Annotated in this window: 23 protein-coding genes and 1 tRNA gene; 13 read left to right on the top strand and 11 right to left on the bottom strand. The window is 63.2% G+C overall.

Going from position 1 to position 21,875, the window contains the following annotated elements; all coding sequences use genetic code 11:
* Window positions 1–49: 49 nt before the first annotated feature.
* The gene (locus AB4068_RS11395; protein ID WP_441433430.1) at window positions 50–1,528 is read right to left on the bottom strand and encodes an MFS transporter; all 1,479 of its coding nucleotides are present in this window, start codon (window positions 1,526–1,528) and stop codon (window positions 50–52) included.
* Window positions 1,529–1,629: 101 nt separating this feature from the next.
* Between AB4068_RS11395 and AB4068_RS11390 the strand changes: the two genes are divergently transcribed.
* On the top strand, window positions 1,630–2,337 hold the full coding sequence (locus tag AB4068_RS11390; RefSeq protein ID WP_441433429.1) for a TetR/AcrR family transcriptional regulator: 708 nt from the start codon (window positions 1,630–1,632) through the stop codon (window positions 2,335–2,337).
* Window positions 2,338–2,353: 16 nt separating this feature from the next.
* On the opposite strand, the gene upp is transcribed toward AB4068_RS11390, so the two are convergent.
* Entirely contained in the window at window positions 2,354–2,989 is a 636-nt protein-coding gene (gene upp, locus AB4068_RS11385; protein ID WP_059388604.1) for a uracil phosphoribosyltransferase, read from the bottom strand.
* 23 nt (window positions 2,990–3,012) lie between these two features.
* On the opposite strand from upp, the gene tadA reads away from it, so the two are divergent.
* The 3 genes from tadA (at window position 3,013) to AB4068_RS11370 (ending at window position 4,264) form a co-directional block, all read left to right on the top strand.
* A complete protein-coding gene (tadA, locus tag AB4068_RS11380) occupies window positions 3,013–3,522 on the top strand; it encodes a tRNA adenosine(34) deaminase TadA (protein ID WP_236815026.1) in 510 nt (169 codons plus the stop codon).
* Window positions 3,523–3,602: 80 nt separating this feature from the next.
* Window positions 3,603–3,989 carry a VOC family protein gene (locus tag AB4068_RS11375; RefSeq protein ID WP_441433428.1) on the top strand — a complete coding sequence of 129 codons (387 nt, stop codon included), beginning with the start codon at window positions 3,603–3,605 and terminating at the stop codon, window positions 3,987–3,989.
* On the top strand, window positions 3,986–4,264 hold the full coding sequence (locus tag AB4068_RS11370) for an acylphosphatase (RefSeq protein WP_437772360.1): 279 nt from the start codon (window positions 3,986–3,988) through the stop codon (window positions 4,262–4,264). The genes AB4068_RS11375 and AB4068_RS11370 overlap by 4 nt, the downstream gene beginning before the upstream one ends.
* A gap of 29 nt (window positions 4,265–4,293) precedes the next feature.
* Here AB4068_RS11370 and AB4068_RS11365 read toward each other — a convergent pair whose 3' ends face one another.
* The 3 genes from AB4068_RS11365 to AB4068_RS11355 are packed head-to-tail and all read right to left on the bottom strand — an operon-like array spanning window position 4,294 to window position 7,005.
* Window positions 4,294–5,505: a DNA glycosylase AlkZ-like family protein gene (locus AB4068_RS11365; protein ID WP_441433427.1), complete on the bottom strand. Its 1,212-nt coding sequence runs from the start codon at window positions 5,503–5,505 to the stop codon at window positions 4,294–4,296.
* Window positions 5,506–5,554: 49 nt separating this feature from the next.
* The gene (locus AB4068_RS11360) at window positions 5,555–5,950 is read right to left on the bottom strand and encodes a 6-pyruvoyl trahydropterin synthase family protein (protein WP_441433426.1); all 396 of its coding nucleotides are present in this window, start codon (window positions 5,948–5,950) and stop codon (window positions 5,555–5,557) included.
* Window positions 5,951–5,952: 2 nt separating this feature from the next.
* Window positions 5,953–7,005 carry a zinc-dependent alcohol dehydrogenase gene (locus tag AB4068_RS11355; protein WP_441433425.1) on the bottom strand — a complete coding sequence of 351 codons (1,053 nt, stop codon included), beginning with the start codon at window positions 7,003–7,005 and terminating at the stop codon, window positions 5,953–5,955.
* A 116-nt stretch (window positions 7,006–7,121) separates the two neighbouring features.
* Here AB4068_RS11355 and AB4068_RS11350 point away from each other — a divergent pair.
* Window positions 7,122–7,211 (top strand) — tRNA-Ser (locus AB4068_RS11350).
* 230 nt (window positions 7,212–7,441) lie between these two features.
* Here AB4068_RS11350 and AB4068_RS11345 read toward each other — a convergent pair.
* Together AB4068_RS11345 and AB4068_RS11340 are read right to left on the bottom strand one after the other, a co-directional pair.
* Window positions 7,442–9,127, bottom strand: coding sequence for a hypothetical protein (locus AB4068_RS11345; RefSeq protein ID WP_441433424.1), 1,686 nt, complete (start codon window positions 9,125–9,127; stop codon window positions 7,442–7,444).
* Window positions 9,120–10,046 (bottom strand): hypothetical protein, encoded by a 927-nt coding sequence (locus tag AB4068_RS11340; protein ID WP_441433423.1) that lies wholly within the window; start codon window positions 10,044–10,046, stop codon window positions 9,120–9,122. Before AB4068_RS11340 ends, AB4068_RS11345 begins: the two co-directional genes overlap by 8 nt.
* 1,258 nt (window positions 10,047–11,304) lie before the next feature.
* On the opposite strand from AB4068_RS11340, the gene AB4068_RS11335 reads away from it, so the two are divergent.
* Together AB4068_RS11335 and AB4068_RS11330 are read left to right on the top strand one after the other, a co-directional pair.
* A complete protein-coding gene (locus tag AB4068_RS11335; protein WP_441433422.1) occupies window positions 11,305–11,586 on the top strand; it encodes a hypothetical protein in 282 nt (93 codons plus the stop codon).
* Window positions 11,587–11,625: 39 nt separating this feature from the next.
* The gene (locus AB4068_RS11330; protein WP_441433421.1) at window positions 11,626–11,766 is read left to right on the top strand and encodes a hypothetical protein; all 141 of its coding nucleotides are present in this window, start codon (window positions 11,626–11,628) and stop codon (window positions 11,764–11,766) included.
* 890 nt (window positions 11,767–12,656) lie between these two features.
* Here AB4068_RS11330 and AB4068_RS11325 read toward each other — a convergent pair.
* A complete protein-coding gene (locus tag AB4068_RS11325) occupies window positions 12,657–13,358 on the bottom strand; it encodes a DUF3800 domain-containing protein (protein WP_441433420.1) in 702 nt (233 codons plus the stop codon).
* 632 nt (window positions 13,359–13,990) lie between these two features.
* Between AB4068_RS11325 and AB4068_RS11320 the strand changes: the two genes are divergently transcribed.
* Together AB4068_RS11320 and AB4068_RS11315 are read left to right on the top strand one after the other, a co-directional pair.
* Complete coding sequence (locus AB4068_RS11320; protein ID WP_441433419.1) at window positions 13,991–14,185, top strand: hypothetical protein; 195 nt, start codon at window positions 13,991–13,993, stop codon at window positions 14,183–14,185.
* Window positions 14,186–14,549: 364 nt separating this feature from the next.
* Window positions 14,550–14,789, top strand: a complete 240-nt coding sequence (locus AB4068_RS11315) for a hypothetical protein (protein WP_441433418.1) — start codon at window positions 14,550–14,552, stop codon at window positions 14,787–14,789.
* 326 nt (window positions 14,790–15,115) lie between these two features.
* On the opposite strand, the gene AB4068_RS11310 is transcribed toward AB4068_RS11315, so the two are convergent.
* Window positions 15,116–15,676, bottom strand: a complete 561-nt coding sequence (locus AB4068_RS11310) for an RNA polymerase sigma factor (protein ID WP_441433467.1) — start codon at window positions 15,674–15,676, stop codon at window positions 15,116–15,118.
* Window positions 15,677–16,501: 825 nt separating this feature from the next.
* On the opposite strand from AB4068_RS11310, the gene AB4068_RS11305 reads away from it, so the two are divergent.
* The 4 genes from AB4068_RS11305 (at window position 16,502) to AB4068_RS11290 (ending at window position 19,595) form a co-directional block, all read left to right on the top strand.
* Window positions 16,502–17,167 carry a TetR/AcrR family transcriptional regulator gene (locus tag AB4068_RS11305; RefSeq protein ID WP_441433417.1) on the top strand — a complete coding sequence of 222 codons (666 nt, stop codon included), beginning with the start codon at window positions 16,502–16,504 and terminating at the stop codon, window positions 17,165–17,167.
* Between the two features lie 43 nt (window positions 17,168–17,210).
* Window positions 17,211–17,666, top strand: a complete 456-nt coding sequence (locus tag AB4068_RS11300) for a hypothetical protein (protein WP_441433416.1) — start codon at window positions 17,211–17,213, stop codon at window positions 17,664–17,666.
* Entirely contained in the window at window positions 17,663–18,136 is a 474-nt protein-coding gene (locus AB4068_RS11295) for a DUF1990 family protein (RefSeq protein WP_441433415.1), read from the top strand. The genes AB4068_RS11300 and AB4068_RS11295 overlap by 4 nt, the downstream gene beginning before the upstream one ends.
* Window positions 18,137–18,572: 436 nt before the next feature.
* Entirely contained in the window at window positions 18,573–19,595 is a 1,023-nt protein-coding gene (locus AB4068_RS11290) for a DUF805 domain-containing protein (RefSeq protein WP_441433414.1), read from the top strand.
* 168 nt (window positions 19,596–19,763) lie between these two features.
* On the opposite strand, the gene AB4068_RS11285 is transcribed toward AB4068_RS11290, so the two are convergent.
* Window positions 19,764–20,885, bottom strand: a complete 1,122-nt coding sequence (locus AB4068_RS11285; RefSeq protein ID WP_441433413.1) for a peptidase M10A and M12B matrixin and adamalysin — start codon at window positions 20,883–20,885, stop codon at window positions 19,764–19,766.
* A gap of 323 nt (window positions 20,886–21,208) precedes the next feature.
* Window positions 21,209–21,490: a hypothetical protein gene (locus tag AB4068_RS11280; protein WP_441433412.1), complete on the bottom strand. Its 282-nt coding sequence runs from the start codon at window positions 21,488–21,490 to the stop codon at window positions 21,209–21,211.
* Between the last annotated feature and the right edge of the window lie 385 nt (window positions 21,491–21,875).

Raw genomic sequence — 21,875 nt, 5'->3', positions numbered from 1 at the left:
ATCGGCGGAGCCCGAAAACCGGTAGGGGCGGAGCACAACGCGGGGTCACTTACGGCCCATGTTGCTGCTCGAATTGGGCCGTAAGTGACCCCGCGTTGACGAGTTCGACGGCGGCGCCTCCCCAGGTGCCCACGCCGACTTCTGTTTCAGCTTGCGCGCGGGCTCGGGCGCGGGACGGGAGGAGCCACGCCGCCAACGTGGCGAGGACCAGCACAGACGCACCCACGTAGACGGCGGGAATGGCCGCGTCCACATAGCCCGTGGGAGTGAGTTTGCCGCCGGCTCCCGTGAAGACTGCCGTCAGGACGGCCACGCCCAGTGCCACACCGATCTCCCGAAGGGTGGAGTTGGTCCCGCTCGCCTTCGCGTGGTCCTCGGCGCGCATGTTGGCGAGCACCGCCGTCGACATCGGGGCGAAAACCAGGCCCATGCCGATTCCGGCCGCAACAAAGCCCGGCACCAGGGTTTCATAAGGGACGGTCGCGGAAAGGACTCCGGCCAGCCAGAACATGCCCGCTGTCAGCAGCACGAGGCCCGCAATCATCAGGGTCCTGGTGCCAAGCCGCGGGGCCAACAGGCCGGCAAGCGGTGCCACGAACATGGGCGCCAAGGTCCAGGGCATCGTCATGACGCCTGCTGCGAGGGGTCCGTGGCCCTGTACTACCTGCAGGAACTGGATGAGGATGAAGACAGACCCGAAGATCCCGAAGCTGAAGGTCAAGCCGATCAGGTTTGCCACGGTGAAGCTGCGGTCGCGGAACAGCCGGAGCGGAAGCAGTGGCGCAGCGACCCGGGATTCCCACAGAACGAAGGCAAGCAGCAGGACGCCGCCACCGATCAAGCCGGCGAGGACTTCGGCACTGGACCAGCCGGCGTCGTTCCCCCGGACAATGCCGAAGACGAGCCCCAGGAGGCCAAGTCCGGAAAGAAGAAGGCCTACGACGTCGGCGCGGACGCGGGCGCCGAAGCTGTTCGGCAGCGCGAAGAGCGCCAGAGGAATCGACAGGATGCCGATGGGCACGTTGAGCCAGAAGATCGCTTCCCAGCTCCAGCCTTCCACGACTGCGCCGCCGATCAACGGCCCCAGTGCGACACCCAGGCCGGAGACTCCGCCCCAGATGCCGATGGCGAGCGGGCGCAGCTTGTCGCTGACCGAGCCCACCAGCAGGGTGAGCGATAGCGGCATGAGCGCTGCGGAGCCAACGCCCTGGACCGCGCGCGCGGCGATGAGCTGCAACGGATCCGTGCTGACGGCTGCCGCTGCGGACGCGAGGGTGAAGATGGCAAGGCCCGCGATGAACACGTGACGGCGGCCGAAGCGGTCACCCATGCCGACGGCCAGCAACATGAACGCCGCGAAGCTCAGGGAGTAGGCATTAACGATCCACTGCAGTTCCTCGACGCTCGCACCGAGGGCCTTGTGCATGACGGGCAGTGCGTTGGTGACCACGAGGTTGTCCAGTGTGGCCATGAAGACGGGGAGAGAGGCCGCCACAATGGCCAGCCAAACGGGAATGGTGCGTTTCATGATGACTCCACGGGGTCTCTGAGGTGCCGCTGAATCGGGTTGTTGTAATCGAATGATTACTTAAGGCCCAAAGTTAGTTATCGACTGATAACATGTCAAGTGTGGCGAAGAAAACAGGGGGCACAGGCGCCCCGGAATCGGGCTCAAGCAGCCAGGCAACTGCCGAACGCATACCTGCGGCGCAGCGGCGCGAACTGATCCTGGAAGCTGCCACCGGCGTGTTCGCCGAGCGTGGCTACGCTGGTTCCACCACGGACCAAGTGGCAAAGGCTGCGGGCATCAGCCAGCCGTATGTCGTGCGGATGTTCGGCACCAAGGAGACACTGTTCCTGGAGGCCCTGGATCGCGCCCAGGGCAAGCTGCTGCGCGCGTTCCGCGACGTCATCGCGGCGTACGACGCCGGAGAACTCGCCGAAGAATTGCGGCACCTCGATCCTGCCGCCGGGAGCGGCCGCCCGGAACAGCTCAAGCAGCTCATGGCCATCGCCTACGCCGACCTGATCGAGGATCGCGGCATTCTCATGATGCTGATGCAGGCCTTCGTCGCCGGCCATGAACCCGCCATCGGGGCACGCGCCAGGGAAGGATTCCTGGATATTTACCGCCTGGTGCGGGACGAAGCCGGCCTGTCCCCCGAAACCTCCCGCGACTTCCTTGCGCAGGGCATGCTCATGAACACCCTGATCGGCATCCGCCTGCCGGAAGTCTACGAGCAGGACGAGACCGCCGAGGAGTTGCTTGAGTGCACCCTTCGGTCCAAGCTGCCCATGGTGCTCAAGGCAAGCAAGGCCCAGCGCCGCGCGGGTTAGTAGCTAGCCGGACTCGCTAGCCGGCCACGCCGTAGAGGCGGTCTCCGGCGTCGCCCAGGCCCGGAACGATGTAGGCCTTCTCGTTCAGCCTCTCGTCGATCGACGCGAGGACGATCTTGACGTTGGCTTCGGAAAGCTCTTCTTCCAGCTTGGCCAGGCCCTCCGGGGCTGCGAGCAAGCAGATGCACGTGACGTCCGAAGCGCCACGCTTGAAGAGGAACTTGATGGCTTCGCGCAGTGTGCCGCCGGTGGCGAGCATGGGGTCCAGCACGAAGATCTGGCGTCCGGTGAGGTCTTCGGGGAGGCGCTCGGCGTAGGTGATGATGTCGAGGGTCTCTTCGTCGCGGGCCATGCCCAGGAAACCGACTTCAGCGGTGGGTACCAGCTTGGTCATGCCCTCGAGCATGCCAAGGCCTGCGCGCAGGATGGGGACCACCAGCGGCGTCGGCTTCGTGAAGGCGGTGCCGATCGCCTTGGTGACAGGGGTTTCGATCTCTACCGCTTCAGTCCTGACTTCGCGGGTGGCCTCGTAGGCCAGCAAAGTGACAAGTTCTTCGGTGAGTTGCCGGAAGACCGGTGAAGGAGTGTTCTTATCCCGCAGAACGGTGAGCTTGTGAGCGACCAGCGGGTGGTCCACGACGAGTGTGCGCATGACTCCAAAACTATCATTGAGGCATGAGCACCAACGAGCCTTATCACGCAGAGCACGCGGCCTGGATGGGTCTGGCCCTGGACGAGGCCCGGCGGGCGCTGGATACGGAGGATGTGCCGATCGGCGCCGTCGTCCTGGGGCCCGACGGCGGCGTGCTGGGTGCCGGGCGGAACGAACGGGAAGCGCACGGCGACCCGACGGCGCACGCCGAGATCGTTGCCATCCGCGAGGCGGCCGCGGCCCTGCAGCGCCATGCCCTTGAACTCGGCGAGGGCGGAGACGGCTGGCGGCTCGAGGACTGCACCCTCGTGGTGACGCTGGAGCCGTGCGCGATGTGCGCCGGAGCCATTGTGCTGGCCCGGATTCCGCGGGTGGTCTTCGGCGCCTGGGATGAGAAGGCCGGGGCTGCCGGATCGGTGTTCGACATCCTGAGGGAACGCCGGCTCAACCACTGGGTGGAGGTGTACGCAGGCGTGCGCGAAGAGGAATGCTCGGCTCTGTTGCGCGATTTCTTCGCGGCCCACCGGAAATAGCAGCTGCCTCCGGATCGCCCTTGAAATTGTGAGGTGTTGGACGTCAGATGGTCTCAGGCAGCACACCTGAGGAGGACCTCATGACCGTCTCGTTCAACCACACCATCGTCTATTCGACGGACAAACGCCGTTCCGCGGAGTTCCTCGCCAAGGTGTTTGGGCTTCCGAAGCCGCAAGCCATGTGGTCCTTCATGACCGTGGCCTTTGACCATGGAGTCGCCCTCGATTTCGCCACGGCGGACCGGCCCATCTCTCCCCAGCACTACGCCTTCCTGGTCAGTGAGGACGACTTCGACGGGATCTTTGCCCGGATCCAGGCCGAGGCCATCCCCTACTGGGCCGACCCTGCACGGTCCCGCCCCCAGCAGATCAACCACAACGACGGCGGACGCGGCGTCTACTTCGCCGATCCGGACGGTCATTTCCTCGAGGCGATCACGAGGCCGTATGGATCGGGTGCCGCATGAGTTCCCCGGTACGCGTCACGGCGATGGTGACCGGCCGCGTCCAGGGGGTCGGTTTCCGCTATTCAACAATGCACCAAGCCCGAATGCTGGGACTGACCGGGGAGGCGGCGAACCAGTTGGACGGCTCGGTGCAAGTGATCGCAGAGGGAGACCGCGAAGCCGTCGATTCCCTGCTGGAATGGCTGCAGTCCCGGGACGCCCCAGGCCGGGTAAAACACGTGGATGCCACCTTCACGCAAGCCACCGGCGAGTTCTCCGGATTCTGGGTGGACTGAAGCACTCCAACCTGAGACCAGCGTTCGCCTTATGAATTGGCGCTGTACAGGGCGTCGATGCGTTTCTGTCGCGATGCCGGCGAGTCCAGGCTGAACGAGCGGAAGTCCCCGAGGTCTTCGCGGATCCAGCTCTCCACCTCATTGATCCGCCGGGTGACGGCCGCAGTGGGCTTGTCGAACGTCCATGCTGCGATCCGTTCCTTGCCCGGATCGTATTGCCACAGCCCGATGATCCGTCCCCGGTCCAGGATCGGGTGGTCGGACAGGTCCGCCTGCAGCGCGAGCGTGGTGTCCAGGATCTTCCGGCCCCGATCTCCTTCGGCCAGCATGTCCGCCGAATTCCTGCGCAGCAGTACCAAAGAATCCGTCCCGGCCAGAAGATGGATCTGTTCCTCCTGCGGCGCCGTGAACGCGGAAAGGTGCTCGACGTCGTCGGGCAGCATCCAGAGCGGCTCGCCTGCCGCCGTCGTCACTTCGACGGCGCCGACGGCGGCCAGCGCCGCCTTGCTCTGCGCGACGGTGAATCCGGTAAGCCATTGGCTCTGCTTGAACGTCGCTCCGCCAGTCCAGCGCAGGTACCGTTCGATCAGGCGCGCGCGGGCGGCGTCGTCGTCGAGGCCACTGGGCGGCAGCACCCACGACGTGTAGGCGTAGCGCTGCTGGTCGAGGCGGCCGTTGACGGGGACGCGACGGATGCGGCCATCGGCTTGGAGGAGCCCCAGCGCCGTGGGCAGGGTGGTTGACGCACCTTTCTTCTTGCCTTCTTCGCCGAGGCTGCGGACGGATTCGCCGAGCTCGTCCCTGAGCTGCTTGGGATCCATGGGGTCGCTGGATTCCAGGAGGGTGTGGAGTACTTGCTCTTCGAGGAGGGTGATCTCACCGCGTTCGACGCCGAGGCGGGCGAGGACCTTGAACGGCGCCACCGCGGCGTCCCGGCCGACTTGGAGGCCCCACGCGAAGTCGTTCCGGCCCAGGACGTAGGTGCAACCGCGGGCCGTGGGGAGCTCGTGGATCCTCAACTCGGCGACGTCGCGATCGACCTGTTCGCGCCGGATCCCGGCCCGGGCGAAGAGCGTCAGGTAGGGGTTGGCACCGCCCACCGAGCGGGCCCAGCCGGCGCGGTCCAGGACTTCCTCGGACGTCTTGCCGGAGAGGGAACCGTCCAGGCCCTGTCTGTGCCACGCCCAGGCGCGGAGGAGTTCCGGGGTGAGCGTTTGGGTGGAAAGCACGGCGGACGTCATGGCCCCATTCTGCACCGTTTATCCGCCATCCGGGGCGGTCCCGCGCGAGCTACCGCTCGAAATCCAGCGAGAAGCCTGCCCAGGCGTCGGGATGTTCCCGGAGGAGGACGTCGACGCCGGCGAGCGCACCGCCGTCGTCGCTCCCGCGGACTTTCGCTGCAACCGCCTCAGCGATGAAGCGGGCCAGCACTTCCGTCGTCGTGAGCTGTCCGGCGAAGTCCGGGTGTTCGTCGAGGTTCTTGTAGTTGAGGCCGGCCAGCACCTCGTCCAGGATGGTTCCAGCGGCGCCGATGTCCAGCACGATCGCGTCGTTGTTCAGCTCCGCCCGGCGGAACGTCACCTCGGCCACGAAAGTGGCTCCGTGGAGTCCCTGGGCCGGGCCGAACGATTCCCGCGGAAGGCTGTGGGCGATCATGAAGTGCCGGCGGACGGTGAGTCTGAACATCGTTATGCCTCGTTTCCTTCCCGCTGCGGGGTCCCGGGGTAGTTGATGACTCGGCAAAGATCGTCCAGTTCGCCGTTTTCCAGGCCATTGAAGACCTCCGGCAGTTCCTCGAATTGCGACTCCCCCGTGAGGAACGCGTCGAAAATGGGGTCCCGCAGCAGAGAGACCGCCAGTTCCAGCCGCTCTCTTGAGGTACGGCTATGCCGGCGCGAACGTGCCACCACTCCCACCTGGCTGGCTCGGATGGTGAGGCGCCGGGCGTGGAAGTCCTCCCCCAGCGGCAAGGAGACCTTCCGGTCCCCGTACCAGGACATCTCAATGATCTCGCCCTCGTCCCCCGCTAGTTGCAGGCTACGGGCCAGTCCTTCATCCGTGGCCGAGCAGTGGAACACGATGTCGCAATCCTGATGCGCGTCGTCCGGGAGCACGAACTCCACGCCCAGGGATTCCACGAACCCGCGCTTCGCCGGGTCCGTCTCCACCAGTTGCAAGCGCTCCAGCGGGAAGCCGCGGAGGAGCGCCGCGGTCATGCCGCCCACCAGTCCGGCGCCGACGACGGCGATCCTGTCACCCAGGCGGGGCCCCGCCTCCCAAAGGGCGTTGAGGGCGATTTCGGCGATGCCAGTGAGCACAGCGCGGCGTTCCGGCACGCCGTCGGGGATTCGCGTGAGTGAGCTGAGGGGCACGACGTAGCGGTCTTGGTGCGGGTGCAGGCAGAAGACGTTCCGGCCGATCCAGTCCTCGGGGCCTTGTTCAACTATTCCGACCGATAGATAACCGAACTTGACCGGCGCGGGAAAGTCCCCGGTTTGATGGGGGGCCCGCATCGCTTTCGCGGTTCGTGTGGGCACGTGCGCTTCATGGACCACGAGCTCCGTTCCCCTGCTGATTCCCGAGTACAAAGCACGGACCACAGCCTCGCCCTGCGCCGGCGCCGGAAGGTCCTCGCTCCGGAGCTCGCCTTGGCACGGGCCGACCGTCCAGTAGGCCAGGGCCGTTTGGGGGTGCGTGTTCTGGGTGCCCGTGTTCTGCGGTGCGTTTCGTGGAAGAGTCATCGTGCTTGCGAATCTAGTCCTGCGGCTGCGATTACGAAAGGGAAGGCTACTTACTAAGTGGGCGTCGCCCGGCCGTTTTGGGGAACGGGCCTCCACTCCGGTACCCTATTTCAGTTGGTGACGTGTCCGAGCGGCCGAAGGTGCAACACTCGAAATGTTGTTTGGTGTAAAAGCCAACGTGGGTTCAAATCCCACCGTCACCGCCAGCGGGGGTTTTACGAATTACCCCCGACATTGATTACGAATTCCCCCGGGCAGACTTGTCCGGGGGAATTTTTCGTTTCGTGACGGTCTCGGACGTCCGGATCGTCGCCGACGGGCCTGTCTTGGCGTATAGCGTTATACGGTCTCGGCGTCCTGGTCGTGCTGCAATCTGTCTGAGCGCACGCCGATGACCCCGGCGCCGTGAGGCTCCGGGGTCATCGTGCCGGTTGCGCTAGCTGGCCGGGTGGTCCGTGATGAGTTTGGTCCGGCGGGCGCGGGTCTTCTTTGGTTCGGGTCCGTAGTCCCAGTGCTCCCCGCCCCAGGGGTTTTGCAGCCGCCGGTTGAAGGCCCAGTCGCGCACGATCCAGTAGTTCAGGGCGACCAACGTAATTGCCAGGAGGAAGGCGGTCCGGGTCCGGTTGAAGGTTTTGACGTAGCCGCGTCGCCAGTTGAGTTTGTTGGTCCTGACGTCGGCGTTGAAGGATTCAACGGCGTTTCGGGCACCGTATAGTTTGAGCCAAGCGGTTGTTCTGAACAGTGGCCATTGGGACTCGCGGGCATGGTCTTCCGGTCCAAGCGTCACCGTCCCAGTGCAGCCACACTTGGTGTCCGAATCGCAGAGGGTTTCGGGGTAGTCGTCATCAACGAAACGCATCGACTCGGGGTTGTTCGGACATTTGAGCTTGCCCGCGTTTGCAGGACCTTTGAATCGTTGACGCCCTGTTTCCGGGTCGCGTGCACCGTGTGGTCGGTAGGCGTAGTGGCTGCGTTCGTCGTACATGCGCGCCCGTTGGTCACTCTCGTCTTTGCTGATCCCTTTCTCGGTTGGTGAGAGCAGCTTTTCCCTCAATTTCATGGGCAGGGCGTCAGTGAAGAGTGCCCCGTCGATGAAGATTGTCCCGCTGTGCCTGCTGGGTCGTGTGGTCATCTGGTTTTGGGCCAGGTCGAAAACCGGGCACAGGTTCCTGCTCCATAGCGGTAGTTGCCAGTTTTCGGCCGTCAGCATGGAATAGCCCCTGTCGACATAGACCCGCGAGAGTCGATATCCCTCGCCGGCTACCTTTTTCACGATGTCCAGTCCGGCCAGGGCAGCCCTGGCCCGGTTTGTGCTCGCCGGAACGATGATGAAGGACCTCAGTACCCGGGGAGCGTCAACCGCTCCTTTCGGGTTCGCGTCTACCCCGAAATGGGCCTCATACCCGAAATACATTTCCTTCGGATTGTTGTCTGTGGCGGTCTTCTTTCCCCAGCGCGCGTCCGGGTCGACGGAGCGCCGACGTCCCGGCGTTTGCGGTTCATCGGGTAGGTCCCCTTTTCTGCGCTTCGCCGGTTTCGCCGCACGTCCAGGCGCCTGGCCGTGGTCAGCACGATCGGGCAGCGCATACGCCTCCACGCCTGTACCGTCGATGGCCGTCCCTGCTGGCAAGGGGTGATCCGGCGGGACGGAGGCGGCGATCATCCAGTTCAAGAAGACATCGAATGATGACAGTAAGCTGCGGTCGATGCGGGCATCGTCAAGGATCTCCCCCGTGCCCTGGTCGGTCCATGGTTCTTCGTCCATGGTGAATTTGGTGAGAAGTCTCAGCAGGGAGGATTTAGTCTCCCACAAGTTCTTTGCCGTGGCGGCGCCTCTGATCCCGAGTTCCTTCTTGCGTTGCCGGCTGAGCAGTTCGATTTCCTGCGCGATGGCACTCATGTGCAGGCTCGAGGGGTTGCGGTTGAGCATGTGGAACGCGGCGCCGACGAGGAGGGCTTTGAACGGGACCTTCCGCTTGGGCCCGGTCCGGGATTCTTCGTAGTCAATGACGAGTTTCGGAAGGCTCAGTCGGGCGTACCAGTCAAGCGCGGCAGCGTAGGCCTGCGCCTCGGTCAGCCGCGGCGCGTTGCTAAGGTGGCGGACGTCCAGGGGTTCAGTCATGGAAGGTCGCCGCCTCTCCGAACCATTCGAGCACGTTGCGGAACTCGATGAAGGGAACCAAGTCGATCAATGACTTGGTGCCTTGCAGCCCGGACATGTACAGCACCTCGGAAAGATTGCACCCGGAGCGCAGCATGCGCGTCAGCCATGTGGTTCGGAGCCGGTTGGTCGTCGGGCGTTTGATGCCCGGGTAGTCCGGGGACCTGAGGATCCTGTCCAATCGGTCTCCTGGACCAGCTTCCGTCAGCGGCGCGATGAACGGTTCAGTAGGGAACTTCTCTCCGATTTCAAGGAGCGGATCGACGTACCGCTGGTGCATCGGGACCTTCCGGGCCCGCTCACCCGGGATGTCCAGCATAAACACTTCATCATGCAAGATCAGGTGTTCCAGGCCCACGCTCAGGTACTCGCGCGCCTGCAAACCCGCGCCGAGACCAAGGCACAGTTGCGCGGTGGCAACACGTCGTTTGAACGGTGTGCTCTGCTGACTAGCCATCTGAAGAAAAAGCTCCACCTCAGAGCTCGTATAAGGAGCCTGAAGCTGGTGCATCTGAAACTCCCTGCCCTGCGGCTGCCACGGGGCTCGCCGCGTGACCGCCCTGCCCACCCGGCCAAGCGATGCCCTGCGAGTGGCCCGGGAAGCCGGGACCAGGTGCTCGGTCGCAGTCTTGATATAACGCTCAACCCTTGACGGGGTGAAGACGACCTCCACATCCAGGAGCGCGCCAAGCTCATAGGCCCAGAAAACGTAATACGAGATCGCGTGAATGTAGTTCTTCGCTGTGTCCGGAGCCATATCCCCGATACGGGTTGCCGCGTCACGCACGAACGGGCCGATCACAGCCCAAACCTCATCGGGGATCTTGCCGGGGTTCGGCCGATAATTCGCGATGACCTCAAGAATCCGCTCCCGGCTCATGCGCAACTCCCCGACAGGGGGTAGGACTTAGGATCAGAAAGCTCAGGAGGCAAGCAAGGGGAAGGGATGCGCCCGGGCAGGACGCGGTACGGGCGACGAGGAGGGACAGAAAATGGGGATGTTGAAGGGCGCACGGGACCCACACATTGCGTACCAAGGCTGGAGCCGGTAGCATCGAACACGTCGGTGAAAAAGACGTTAAGTGTGACCCTAGAGCCTCCGGAAAATGCGCGGGAACGCATTTTTGTTTCGGGGGCTTTTTGGGTGTCCGGTGCCGCCTTGTGGCGGCTGTTCATGTTGTCCGATCGGTCCTTTCGGATCAGAGAATGTGCCGAATCAACTCGGCTTGACTAGCACCAGCATGGCGTGTACTATCGTACTGTAGGCTGTTTATGTTGGTCCGAGGTACACTGTACCGTATGTCCTACGGAACTGATTTAGTGGCGACGCCGTGAGCTCGCCAAAGTACGCGCCTAAAGGCTTCGCGCAGGTTCCCGCCCATTTCGGTAAAAGGCAGCATATCCTTTGGAATGGCGCTGATTCACCACTTCAAGCAGACCGTCTGGCCGCCTCAATTCTTCAGCACCACTACGCGTTCAAAATACGGTCCCGAATCGCCGAACTCGGCATGTCGCTGATAACGTACTCTGACTCAACTGCTCAAACCTATGACCGAAACCTCAAGATACTTGGTGGCGACGCCGTCATGCGCCTGGATTTCGTCACTGAAGCGGAGCGGCTCCTCGGTCATATCCTTGACGACGAAGCGAGCTGTGTGCGCTCGTTCAGTCGAGATGCTGGCTTCTCGGGGTCCCCGCGAACACCTCGCACCCCGGCCGAGGTCCATAACGGAGTAAGTCCATGGAGTGCGGGGTCATAGGCTTGGCGTCGCGAAGGACGCCGTCATCGCACTCCAGATCTAGCCGCATCAACTCGGTGACCTGGCCGTTTTCCGGGCAAAGGATCCGTGCCAGCCATCGGAGTAAGGGTTCCGGTGCGGGCTGGCAGTGGAGTCCGCCACCGCCAGCCCGCCCGAGGGGGCAGAATTCCCCAACTCGCCCCTCAAAGCGGGCATCACCGTCAGATCACGTGACGGCGGCATGACTACTGCCCGCGAAGAGATAACGGCCGAAGACGCCGGTTGTGACGTCACGGAGGACCGAGGCCAAATACCCGCCGTGCCGCACGCGGGCTGGAGCGACGTCAGCTTCGACGGAATTCGATACCGGAGCCGCTCCCGAGCGCGGTCCGCCACTGTGTGCCGGACGTCGTGGAGGACTACGACCCAAGCTACCGACGGTTGCGCGACTCCCTGGTCGCCAAGCTTCCGCGGGAAGCCGGAACCGTCCCCCTCCCGGCTGGGGCCTCCTTACTGGAAGCGCCGTTCGGGACGCCTTACCACCTCAGCAACAGTGCCATGACCCCGCTCATCGGCGGGAGCCTCGAGCGCCTGGGCTACGAGCGGACTGTGCCCTGCGGCCCTCGGGAACCCGGTGCCTGCGCCGCGCCGGGAAGACGTCCGGCCGCGGAACGGCACTGAGGTCTCGACTTCGGCAGGCGGCATCCATCAAAACAGGAAATGCTCCACTTTTGCTCCGACCTCGGACTCGGTGCAAAGGCCGAACCCATCGCGGGCAGCAAGATCAATGACGCCTACGAACGCGCCCGAGCCTCCGACGTGCACTACCGGATTGTCATCGACACATCGACCTTGAGCTAAAACGTGCGCACAGCAACACGGGCAGTTCATGTCGGTGGACTTTTCCGCGGAGAGCCTGCGTATGACCCGTTTGGGCAATTTCGGTGGAAATACGGCGCCGGCGGGGACGGGTCTATCTGCTCGCAGATACCGCCGCGCTGTGTGCAGTGGTGCAGAACCGCGGACACGCCATTCCCGGAACACCCGGGATGTCTACGACACTTCGGCCCTGACGGAAGACAATGATCCGACGATCGGGTTGAAGTCAATGGGGCTGCGCAGTGCCCTCGTTGCTTGTTCGACTGGACACCGGGACCTCGGCTAGCTACGCTTAAACCAGCTCATCGACCATGCGTCGAAAGAGTAGCTAGGGCCGTGCGCATCGCGTACGGCCCTTGATTATTTCCCTGACCAGTACTCTTCGTGCTCCCGTTGGAGCTTACGCCTGCGGTGCTTCTGTTCAACACAGTATGCCGTGACGAGTAGTGCATAGTCCGTGCGCTCATCGACGATGACCACGTAGGAGAAGTCGGAGTTGGCAATAAGATAACGCGGAGCTCTAGGATTCCTGGAACTAATCCACCAGTTGATCGAACCACTTCCAGCATCCGGGTACACGGAATTGAAGTGGTCGAGGATAGGCCGAATCCAATGAACTCTGGCGCATCTACCGTGGTCAAGGATCCTCAACTCCTCGTCGGAGCTTCCACCGGAAACACAATGCCAGAAGCTGGCGTGACGCCCATACATCTCATCGTGGCGACGGCAGGAAACCTTGGTTCCGTTAGGGCTCCATTGAGCGTGACTATTCACTAGCTCATCGAGGAATCCCGCGTAGAGCGTATCGATGTATTCTTCTTCGGCAATGCCCAGTGTGTGGAAGGAGGGCCCGACGATCAGGGTAAGCGACATCAGGCCGCCCTCGCACGCCAAACAAAGACGTTGAACTTTTCCTCGGAGGGCAGGGTGGAACGCGTCAACTGAGCATCCGAGCGCTTCTTTACCAGTTCCACAAGCTCCAGCTTTGCCGAGCTTGTGCGAAGCTTGCGGTTGGCGTAGTTAGTCGCGCCGATGAGTAGGTCCGCGAGCTGAAGCTGATTGACATGGTGAGATTCAACGATCTGCACTCGTCGAACAATCCTGCGATCAAAGTCATAGGTGCTGTTAGCAACCACCTTGTGAAGCTTCTCGACTTTGATACCGCTCCTGGTGTCCTTCTTATCCAGATAGATATGAACGGGCACCTGAGGTTTGAGGATGTTCCGCACCAAGAGGAACATCATCTTGTAGTACCAGTCATCATGAGTCTGCGAGAACTGCCCATGATTCAACTTGGCCTTCGGTGCGACCACAGCTCGAAACGACAGATCGTCGTTATCGAAAAAGAAGTTAACCAGGTCTGCATAGAACGGCAGCATCGCGGGCGACACTTTCGACCACTTGATTTCGAAATCATGAGGCACCCCGTGGGCCGCCCGAATCTCAAACATTCGTTGCGACACTCTCCGGGTGGCCTCACTTGTGCAAGCGATAGCACCCAGCACCATGAACGGCATTCCATCATTCGGGAGGTGAGTGCTTTCGTCACAGTAAATATTCAGCGGCTGTTCCATCGGTTCCTCAAAGAGTCGAGCGTCGGTTAAGCCTATACGAACACCCCGACAGGCTTGCCCCGCATCGGATCACATGGTTCCCGTGTTATCGTCCGGCACTCCACCACACATGGCGCACCGGCACGCACTCGCCGAACTTTTTTCGGCCTCCTTTCGGGCACCGCTTGACACCGAGGCTTCCGGGGCCTGACGATTCCCAGCCCCATTGCGGCAGCGCGCCCTCTCTGAATGGCTGTCCGTCTGACCCTGACCACGAGACCGGCTCGGAGGGCGGACGGACCCAGTCGGTATCGAGGCCCTTGGCTCCGGTGCGGGCGGCGTCGATCAGAGGACTGAGCTTCCATCAGCTGCGCCATCGAACTTTCCTTTGCGACCCCGTAGACGGTGCCGGGACAATCGAGCGTGCGTTGGATATCCCAGATGTCCTCATGCCGTTCGGGCGGGAGGATCCTTGCCGGGTCCCCTACGACAACCCATCCGATGGGCAAGATTGCCCCCCGGGTCAAGCTTTGAATTCACTTGCACGACGCCGCTGGTGCGGACTTCCGTTCCGGCGCCAACGGGTGACCCGGGGAAAAGGGACGCTACGGTGGCAATAGACGCGCCCCGTTGGCGACCGTAGCACCGTTGACATGGGCATGCGGGCCGACCATCACGCTGTCCCCAATCACGGCAGGGTGCCCGGAACGTTCCCGGACAAGGGTGTGCTCCATGATGACGGTGTTCTTCCCGACCCGGACTTCACCATCCTCGGCGGTCACTACCGCGCCATGAAGGATTCGAGCGCCCGTTCCCACCACAACAGCACCGAACACGACGGCCGTTAGAGCGATGTAGGCTGACGGGTCGAGGGCGGGCGAAAGCCCCGGTGTTCAATCAGCATTACGCCATCCTAATAGGCCACCGGTCACCCCAGGATCCGGCACCATCGACCGGTTTTGGGACGCTGGAAGCCATCCATTCGAAACCGGAAGGCCGTAGTCCGTCCGACCATCCCCGAGCCCGACGTCACCTTAGCGATCCCCCGGCGTTAAGAACCCCGGAACAAAGTAAGCAAAAAGAAGGTAGCAGACCGTTCAAGCGGTCCTTCACCCGTGGTTTCCACCTACAGTGCGGGGTCGATGAGAGAACCGGTTGAAGGGAAGCCTGCGGAATGTGAATGAGCAATAATTCGTCAAGGAACCCCAGCATATGAAAACTCAGCCCCTGGCTCAGGCAGCCGAGCCCACGCCGCACCACGTCCCGGAATGGGAGCAGCTCTCAGCTTCAGACAATGTCGAGGTGTACCGGCAGGGAATTGCCCTAGCCGCGGGGCGCGTCGACGAGACCACGCCTGAAGGCAGCATCATCTGGCTCTTCCTGGAACACGGGCAGGGCCGGGTCGTGATCCACAAGTGCGACAGCATAGACATCTTCAAAGTTTCCCAATGATCAGCCTGGCTGACCGCTTTAGGGAGCACGCCGTGGGGTGTCCGGGGCGCGGCCGCCTTTGGAGGCAGGAGGCTAGCACCGTCTTTCAGGGCGTCTGACACCAAATGGCCCCTTTTAAGGGCACCCTCTAGACAGGGAAAAGCTCGTGTCAGGCTGCACGACCGCTCTCCGTCGATGGTGCGCAGGGTGCGCCAGGGCGAAGACTACTCGCAACAAGCTCTAAACTTTTCTGCCCTCGCGCGCCGGATAGAAGCCGCATGCAAAGAGGGTTGAATGGAGTTACTCGAAAGATACTCGATAGTCTGAGACTCCGTCCTATCGGCTTGCTACTGTAAGCGATCCTTCGTGCTCTTCCGGTCAAGGGCAGATTTTTCTTGTTTCCGTACTGTGCTACCTCTGGCCGGGCCCTGTTTTTCGTAGGCTGCCCGGAGCCCTGCCCTGGCACGCAGCAGCAAAGCCGAGGCGGCGTTCGCACTGATTCCCATCAGCGGGGCAATATCCCTCGGTGCCTCTCCCAGCGCTTCGGCATGCCATAGCACCGTCCTCCACCGCACCGGCAACGAACGCATCGCGGCTGCGATTCTCTCGTTCTCGAACAACGACAACACCGCTTCCAGGCCAAGATCCTCCACCGGCTCCGGGTCCATGTCCTCGTCCGGCGTGGGCTGCTCACGGCCCTGCTTTTTCCGGAATGTGTTCGCCACGGACCGGATCGCCGTGTACAGATACGCTCCGAAGACATCGGTCGGCCCGTACCCGTTCCGGATCGCACCCACCGCATTCGCGAACGCATCGTGCAACACGTCTTCAGCATCCTGTGAACCGCTCATCAGTCCTTTGGCGAACCGCAACCCCGGTTCCCGGTACCGGCCATATAACGCGGCCATCGCCTTCGGATCCCCTGCCCGGACACCGGCCAAAAGATCCGACTCCGGACCCCGGATCCGGGCAGCAACCGCGGTTTCCGGTTCCGCGCCTCTATTCGCGACACCCCGGGCCTTGTCCGCGCCGGAGGATTCCCGGGTCAAGGCCCCGCGCCCCTCCTGCGGTGGAATGTATTCAACTGTGTGCATTGCCGTTCCCTGTCTACTGCCCGAGAGACCGAAGGAAACCGAGAACCATTCCCCTCCGGCCCTTCGCTTGCCAGCTTCACCCGGGGCAGCGACGTTTCATGACGCGGAAAACCAAAAGATCGATGAACCGTAAAGGGTTGGTTAGGAGCCAAAAAGGCCCGGCCCTTGGAGAGTTTGTTCTTGGCGATCCCTGGACCGACGTAAAAGGCATCCGAAAGGTTATTGAACGTGCCGGTCTTTGAAGGTTTTTTGAAGGCATCGAGCAACCGCGGGGGCACCACGGTCATTGACCTTCAATGACCGCACGATATTTGGGAACCCGCTTTGGTATCCCGCACTCGCTGACGCGAAGACGTCGGCGGCCGAGTAGAGCAAATTCTCATTACCGTGTCACGTTCCTACAACGCCCGGCATGGATCCCACCGCGTCGAGACCTTCCACCCAGCGGCTCACGGGACGTAACCTCACCGCCTGGATTGAGAGGAAGAAGCTAGGCCACACCGCTTCCAGCCGTCCAAGGCGGCACGGTATCGGCCCCCCCACGGCACCTCCCGGCCGGAATGCATCTCGACGAAATTGAACATGTTCAAAAACCATGCAATCCTTTATTTGAACACGTTCAAATAAAGGAGGATCCTGGTGGCGGTGAAGAGTGATCAGACCCGGCAGCTGCTGGCGGATGTTGCGTTGCGGATGTTCCGGGAGGTCGGTTTCGAGAAGACCACGATGCGGGCGATCGCGGGCGAGGCGGGCGTGTCGGTGGGCAACGCCTACTATTACTTCTCGTCCAAGGACGACCTTGTCCTGGAACTCTATGAACAGGTCCAGGCGGACCATACCGCGAGGGCTTCGCGGGCCGTTGAGGGCGTCAGGGGTTTCGGGGACCGGTTGACGGCTGTGTTGCATGCCGGGATTGATGTGATGGCCCCGTACCACGGCTTTGGCGGGGAGTTCATTTCCACCGCCATCCGCCCGGCCTCGCCGGTCAACCCGTTCGGGAAGCAAGCGGCGGCCGCCCGTGAAGCCTCGCTTGCCGTCTTCAGCGCCGTCGTCCAGGGGTCTTCGCCGGCCGTTCCGGAAAAGTTTCGCGCCGATCTTCCCGAGTTGCTGTGGCTGGCATACATGGGCGTCACGTTGTTCTGGGTGCACGATGACTCCGAGGACCAGCAACGCACGCGCAGGCTCATCGACGGTCTTGCGCCACTTGTCGCCAGGGGTATTTCGCTGGCCAGGATTCCCGGCGTGAACAAGGTCTTCGACGACGTCCTGGGACTCGCCCGCAGCATCCGCGCCCGAACCATCTGAACCATCAGGACCCGGCCCTGGCCGTTCCACATCGGAGGAAGAATTGAGCACGACCACTCGACCCGACAACATGCCCCTCGCCTTTGGCTGCAATCACCCGGCAGGCACCCGTGTCGTTCTTGGCATGCGTGGCTTCATCATCGGCAGCCTGGTCGCGCACGCCGCGTTCAACCTGATCTTGGTGGTCTTCGCGGGGGCGCCACAACAAGATGCCTTCTATTTTCTCTTCATGGCTTTGCTGGTTTTCATCTTTTCCGCGGTCGTGGTCCTGCCCGTGGCGGTCATCTTCGGCGCACCGACGGCCTTGGCCCTTCGCCGGGTACACAGCCAGACACTCCATGTCCTGGCCTTCTTCGCTGCAGGACTCCTCCCCGGGCTTCTACTCTTCCCAGGCAACCCCCAGCTGGGGCTCATCTCCGGCGCAGCAGCCGGCATCGGCCGGCTCTCCGTCTGGAGACTAGCCAGAATCGAACATGAGCCGGCAAAGAGTGACCGATGACCGGTACCGGCCTTCACCCGCGGCCTCCCTCAGGCCGCGGCTACCGCTGGTCAGAGGTATCGGCGGTCGTGGGGGAGGGCGAAGCGGTGTGGGCGCGCGCCGCTACCGGGGTGCTGCACTGGAAGGTGAAAACCGCCAGCGGCTTTTCGGTGGACTCAACGGCCCCGGTGTCCGAAGGCGACCGCGTAACCGTCACCGCACGACTGTTCGGCGTGAACATCGTGGAACCGGTGGAAGTCGTCACGGTGCTGCGGGAGCCGGACCGGGTCGGGTTCGCCTACCGCACCCTGCCAGGGCATCCCGTGTGCGGCGAGGAAGCGTTCATCGTGCACCGCAACGGCGGGGAAGTGTGCCTCACCGTCCGCTCGCTCACACGCCCGGCACCGCAACAACCCTGGCGGACACTTTACCCCTTCCTTCGCATCGCCCAGTGCATGGTGCACCGGCGATACCTGCGCTCGCTCGGATGACCCACGCCAGACAGAGCCCTTGGCCCTCCTCGTCCACCCCGGCCGGTTTCCGCGCCGGAGCCTGTTGCCTCCGCGGAACCCGCACCTGGAAAAGCCCGAAACGGGCCACGCGGGAAGGTCCGGGAAGCCCCCGGAGGGATGTCGCGTTATTCGTCATGAACCGCAGCGCGCCGGGTTAGCCAAGAGCGGGCGGGGCGGTGGTTACGGAACGTCGCCGGCCCCGGCCGGCATCCACCCGGCAGGTCTGGTCCTGCCCGTCGAATCCAGTCAACGCCAAGGCCGCGCTGATACAGCCGGGCCCGACCCTGGCCGGGATCCTCAGCCTGGTCCAGGGCCTGCAACGGCTTGAAACAACCCACATTCGCTGACGGCGACGAGACCGGCCAGCCCACATGGCGCCGTCCGGTGACGGAAGCCCCGACCAGACACGGACCTCATGACCTACGACCCGCACGTGCCGAAGCATCCGCCGACCACGGCCGATGAGTGGGACACCCGCCACCCGCTACGCAACCGGACTGAAGAGTTCTTCCACCAAGTGGGTGTCGGATACGCGATCCTGACCCCGGTCCTGATCGTGCTTCTGATCGGCGGCGGCGGTGCCCCTTTGGGATTCCTTCTTGCTGTGGCTCTCGGGCCCGGGCTGACGATGACCGTCACCTCCGTCATCGGGCTGCCCATACGCCTCGTCCCGAGTATCCGGCGCTGGTGGATCCGGTACGGCGAGATCGCCATGGCCGGCATCGTCCTCAGCCTCGCACTGGTCGCCTACGGCTACGCCACGGGACACGAAGCAACCTATCCGGACCCGGAGGTTCCCGGGACCATCACTGAGTATGAGCCCGACGGGGCCTACGTCTGGCCGGGCTGGCTCCTGCTGACCTTCTTCGCCACGCATACCTGGATCCCTCCACGGTGGAGAAAGCATCGTCTGGGTGGGTCCTCGACAGTCCCGTACCCGAAGGAACCGTACGTCTCTCCTGTATGGCAGCCCCAGCAGGCCGTCCCGGTTGGCTTCGGCACGGTCCCGCTGTGGGCGCCGTACTACGGTGCGGAAATCGGGGAGGCCGTGAAGCGGTTCTTCAGGAAATACGCCACGTTCACCGGCCGGGCCAGCCGCAGCGAATACTGGTGGTGGTACCTGGTCTCCTTCGTGGTAGGCATCGTGCTCGCGGTCATCACGACCGTCCTGTCGAACGCCTCGGCCCAGGAATCGGACGGATATGTCACTGCGGAACCCGGGGCAGGGTCCGCGGCCGGGATCATCATCTGGATCCTCTGGCTCCTGGCTATCCTCGTCCCCACCTTGGCGTTGACCGTCCGGCGCCTGCACGATGCGAACCTCAGCGGCTCGCTGATCGTCATCGGGCTCGTACCGTTCCTCGGCGGCCCGGCCCTCCTCGTCCTCACATTGCTTCCCTCCAAAACGGAAGGCCGGCGCTTCGACGTCCCAGCCTAGGTCCACCCCGTTCCCCGTACCGGGACGAGAAGACCCAGCCGCACGGAGGAGGTCTTCGCGCTCATCGGGGCGAAGCTTCCTCTCAGGGTCGATATCGAACTCAAGGACAGAAGCCGGGCACTTTTGGCGGTGCGGCACCTCTGCACCTTCCGGCCCGGGGCCCGTGGTTCATAGTTCGGGCGCGCAAGGTCCCTGGCCGAGTTGGGCGAGTCCGGTGAGGTCCCCGGCGGCGTAACCGGTGAGGTGTCCGTCTGTGACCGGGTTCATCAGCTCTTCCGGGTCTTGGACGTGGTCTTCACCTACGAGGTGGGCGAGTTCGTGGGCGATAACTGAACCGTAGATTGTCCGTCCTTCGTAGGCTGCGGCGTCGGCGAGGGCAGGGGCGTTCAGGCTGATCTGCCCCGAGACATATACCCGGCGCCCGTCACGGATGCCCACTGGACTACTTCCGCCCAGGCCCACCATCAGCTGCTTTCCCTCCGGGGTTTCCTTTGAGGCCATGATCGGGTATTCCTCAGTGCTGGTCCAGGTGACCAGCACCGGTGCCCACCGGTCACCGTAAACGTCGGGCTGGTAAGGCTTGCGTTTCTCGGACGGCGCCTCCTGGGTGGCCCCGTCATAGACGAACTTCAGGCCGGTCACCCGGGAAAGCTCCGCGAAACCGGCCTGGACGAGCTCCAGCCCGCCGGCGGGCGCATTCGCCGCCCGGACAACGTAGTGGATCGGCCTGCACGGGTCATAGGCAACGAATTTCTGACCGGCGGTCCCGCCTGGCAGGAACGCGTACGAATCACTCTTCCCGGGAAGCGGGGCCGGGAAACCCAACGGTCGGCGACGGGCTTCATGCCCGGGCGTCGGGTAATAAGGGTTTTTCGCCATGGGCGCTGCCGTGGCTTTCGACGACGAGGCGGGGTCCTTTGCGGCGGGCCGTGACCCTGCGAGCCCTGCCGCGAATCCTTGAACCGCCATGGTTGCCATTCCAGGTGGATTGATGACAGCACCCACGGCAGCCAGCGAGAAGGCCACCACCGCACTGATGAACAAGACACGCGCCCGGCTTGGGTACTTTCGTACCGGTACAGCCGGATCCGGTCCGTGCCTCTTTTCCCCAAGGCCGGAGTCAGGGCCGGAGTCAGGGCCGGCAGGCACCGCAGCACCGGCAGGCGGCCCGTGACGCGGCGTCTCCTCCCCCAGTCCGATCCAATCGGTGCCGTCCCAGTAATGGCGCGCGGTAGAGCCGTTCGGATCGGGATACCACCCCGCCGGGGCGGTTCCGGGCATTTGTTCCATAGTCAGATCTCCTAAACGTGGGAGGCATTGCCCTGGCGATCCCTGCTGACCGCGCGGTGCCCCCTTATTGGTGGTTCCGAGTGCGTCTTGCCGTTGGTTCAGTGTCAGGAACCGGGGGTTCCCGGGCGGGGCGTGTGCTGCGTGCAAGGGTGCGGATGGTCCTGGCGCAGCCTAGGGCCGTGAACAGGACTGCGAAGAGGACGTCGCGGGCGTAGGTGGTCCGGAGTTCCGGGTTGCCGGTTCTGACGCGCACCGGGCCGGGTTGCCGTGGTGCCGCTCCCGGATCGCTGGCCGAAGAGAGGATCCGAGGGCCAATCCCTGCCCTAGCAGGCTTTCGAGGTCCCGGAGAAGGCCAAGCCGCGGTTCCTGGCATCCTCGCAGATAACCATGGTCTGGACGGGCTTCGTCTGCACGGCTTGACTTGATTGTTCCGAAGGTGCGGCGTTCGTCGGTTCCTGACGGGGAGCCACAGACGCAAAGGCCGCGCCGCCGGCGAACCCGGCGAGACACAGGGCGGTTGCCACTCCAATGACCCTGACCTTCATCGGCACTCTCTTGATCCGGGCGGTCAACGCCGCGTGTGTATGTTCTTGGCTATCGTTCATGAAGGTCTCCCCGTCGATTGAAATGTTCAGGAACTACACCGGAAAATTCCAGGATCGTGACGACATGCACGGCGTGGCCCCGATTGGCGGCCCCTCATGCAGGCCCCCACGAGTCCGCACCTTCGGGTATGGTCGCAGCGCTTACCGGGCACTCAAGGCAGCCCAAGCGCATCGGGCCGGATCCCCTCCACGGTCGCTGCCGTAAGGAAAAGACGCCGGGATGGTTGGAAGAGCGTGCACGCTGTACCTCAGCTGCGTCCCCCATAGCGACGATGGGCCGAACGTAAACGGCCTGCATTTCGTACGTGGACTTGAGTGCCCCGCGGACGGTAGGGCGGGTGGTTCCTTCAAGTAGTCGAACCAGCGGTTGCCGCCGCCCCTTTCC

Origin of the sequence: Arthrobacter sp. 2RAF22, from assembly GCF_052115325.1 — a bacterium.
Taxonomy (GTDB): domain Bacteria; phylum Actinomycetota; class Actinomycetes; order Actinomycetales; family Micrococcaceae; genus Arthrobacter.
Note: the sequence above shows the minus strand (reverse complement) of the source record. Positions and strands in the feature narration are given on the sequence as shown.

Bases quoted from the DNA above. Each gene is read 5' to 3' on its own strand.
- AB4068_RS11395 (WP_441433430.1), bottom strand. From the start codon at position 1,528: ATGAAACGCACCATTCCCGTTTGGCTGGCCATTGTGGCGGCCTCTCTC.
- upp (WP_059388604.1), bottom strand. From the start codon at position 2,989: ATGCGCACACTCGTCGTGGACCACCCGCTGGTCGCTCACAAGCTCACC.
- tadA (WP_236815026.1), top strand. From the start codon at position 3,013: ATGAGCACCAACGAGCCTTATCACGCAGAGCACGCGGCCTGGATGGGT.
- AB4068_RS11375 (WP_441433428.1), top strand. From the start codon at position 3,603: ATGACCGTCTCGTTCAACCACACCATCGTCTATTCGACGGACAAACGC.
- AB4068_RS11370 (WP_437772360.1), top strand. From the start codon at position 3,986: ATGAGTTCCCCGGTACGCGTCACGGCGATGGTGACCGGCCGCGTCCAG.
- AB4068_RS11365 (WP_441433427.1), bottom strand. From the start codon at position 5,505: ATGACGTCCGCCGTGCTTTCCACCCAAACGCTCACCCCGGAACTCCTC.
- AB4068_RS11360 (WP_441433426.1), bottom strand. From the start codon at position 5,950: ATGTTCAGACTCACCGTCCGCCGGCACTTCATGATCGCCCACAGCCTT.
- AB4068_RS11355 (WP_441433425.1), bottom strand. From the start codon at position 7,005: ATGACTCTTCCACGAAACGCACCGCAGAACACGGGCACCCAGAACACG.
- AB4068_RS11345 (WP_441433424.1), bottom strand. From the start codon at position 9,127: ATGACTGAACCCCTGGACGTCCGCCACCTTAGCAACGCGCCGCGGCTG.
- AB4068_RS11340 (WP_441433423.1), bottom strand. From the start codon at position 10,046: ATGAGCCGGGAGCGGATTCTTGAGGTCATCGCGAATTATCGGCCGAAC.
- AB4068_RS11330 (WP_441433421.1), top strand. From the start codon at position 11,626: ATGCTCCACTTTTGCTCCGACCTCGGACTCGGTGCAAAGGCCGAACCC.
- AB4068_RS11325 (WP_441433420.1), bottom strand. From the start codon at position 13,358: ATGGAACAGCCGCTGAATATTTACTGTGACGAAAGCACTCACCTCCCG.
- AB4068_RS11320 (WP_441433419.1), top strand. From the start codon at position 13,991: ATGGGCATGCGGGCCGACCATCACGCTGTCCCCAATCACGGCAGGGTG.
- AB4068_RS11315 (WP_441433418.1), top strand. From the start codon at position 14,550: ATGAAAACTCAGCCCCTGGCTCAGGCAGCCGAGCCCACGCCGCACCAC.
- AB4068_RS11310 (WP_441433467.1), bottom strand. From the start codon at position 15,676: ATGGCCGCGTTATATGGCCGGTACCGGGAACCGGGGTTGCGGTTCGCC.
- AB4068_RS11295 (WP_441433415.1), top strand. From the start codon at position 17,663: ATGACCGGTACCGGCCTTCACCCGCGGCCTCCCTCAGGCCGCGGCTAC.
- AB4068_RS11290 (WP_441433414.1), top strand. From the start codon at position 18,573: ATGACCTACGACCCGCACGTGCCGAAGCATCCGCCGACCACGGCCGAT.
- AB4068_RS11285 (WP_441433413.1), bottom strand. From the start codon at position 20,885: ATGGAACAAATGCCCGGAACCGCCCCGGCGGGGTGGTATCCCGATCCG.
- AB4068_RS11280 (WP_441433412.1), bottom strand. From the start codon at position 21,490: ATGAACGATAGCCAAGAACATACACACGCGGCGTTGACCGCCCGGATC.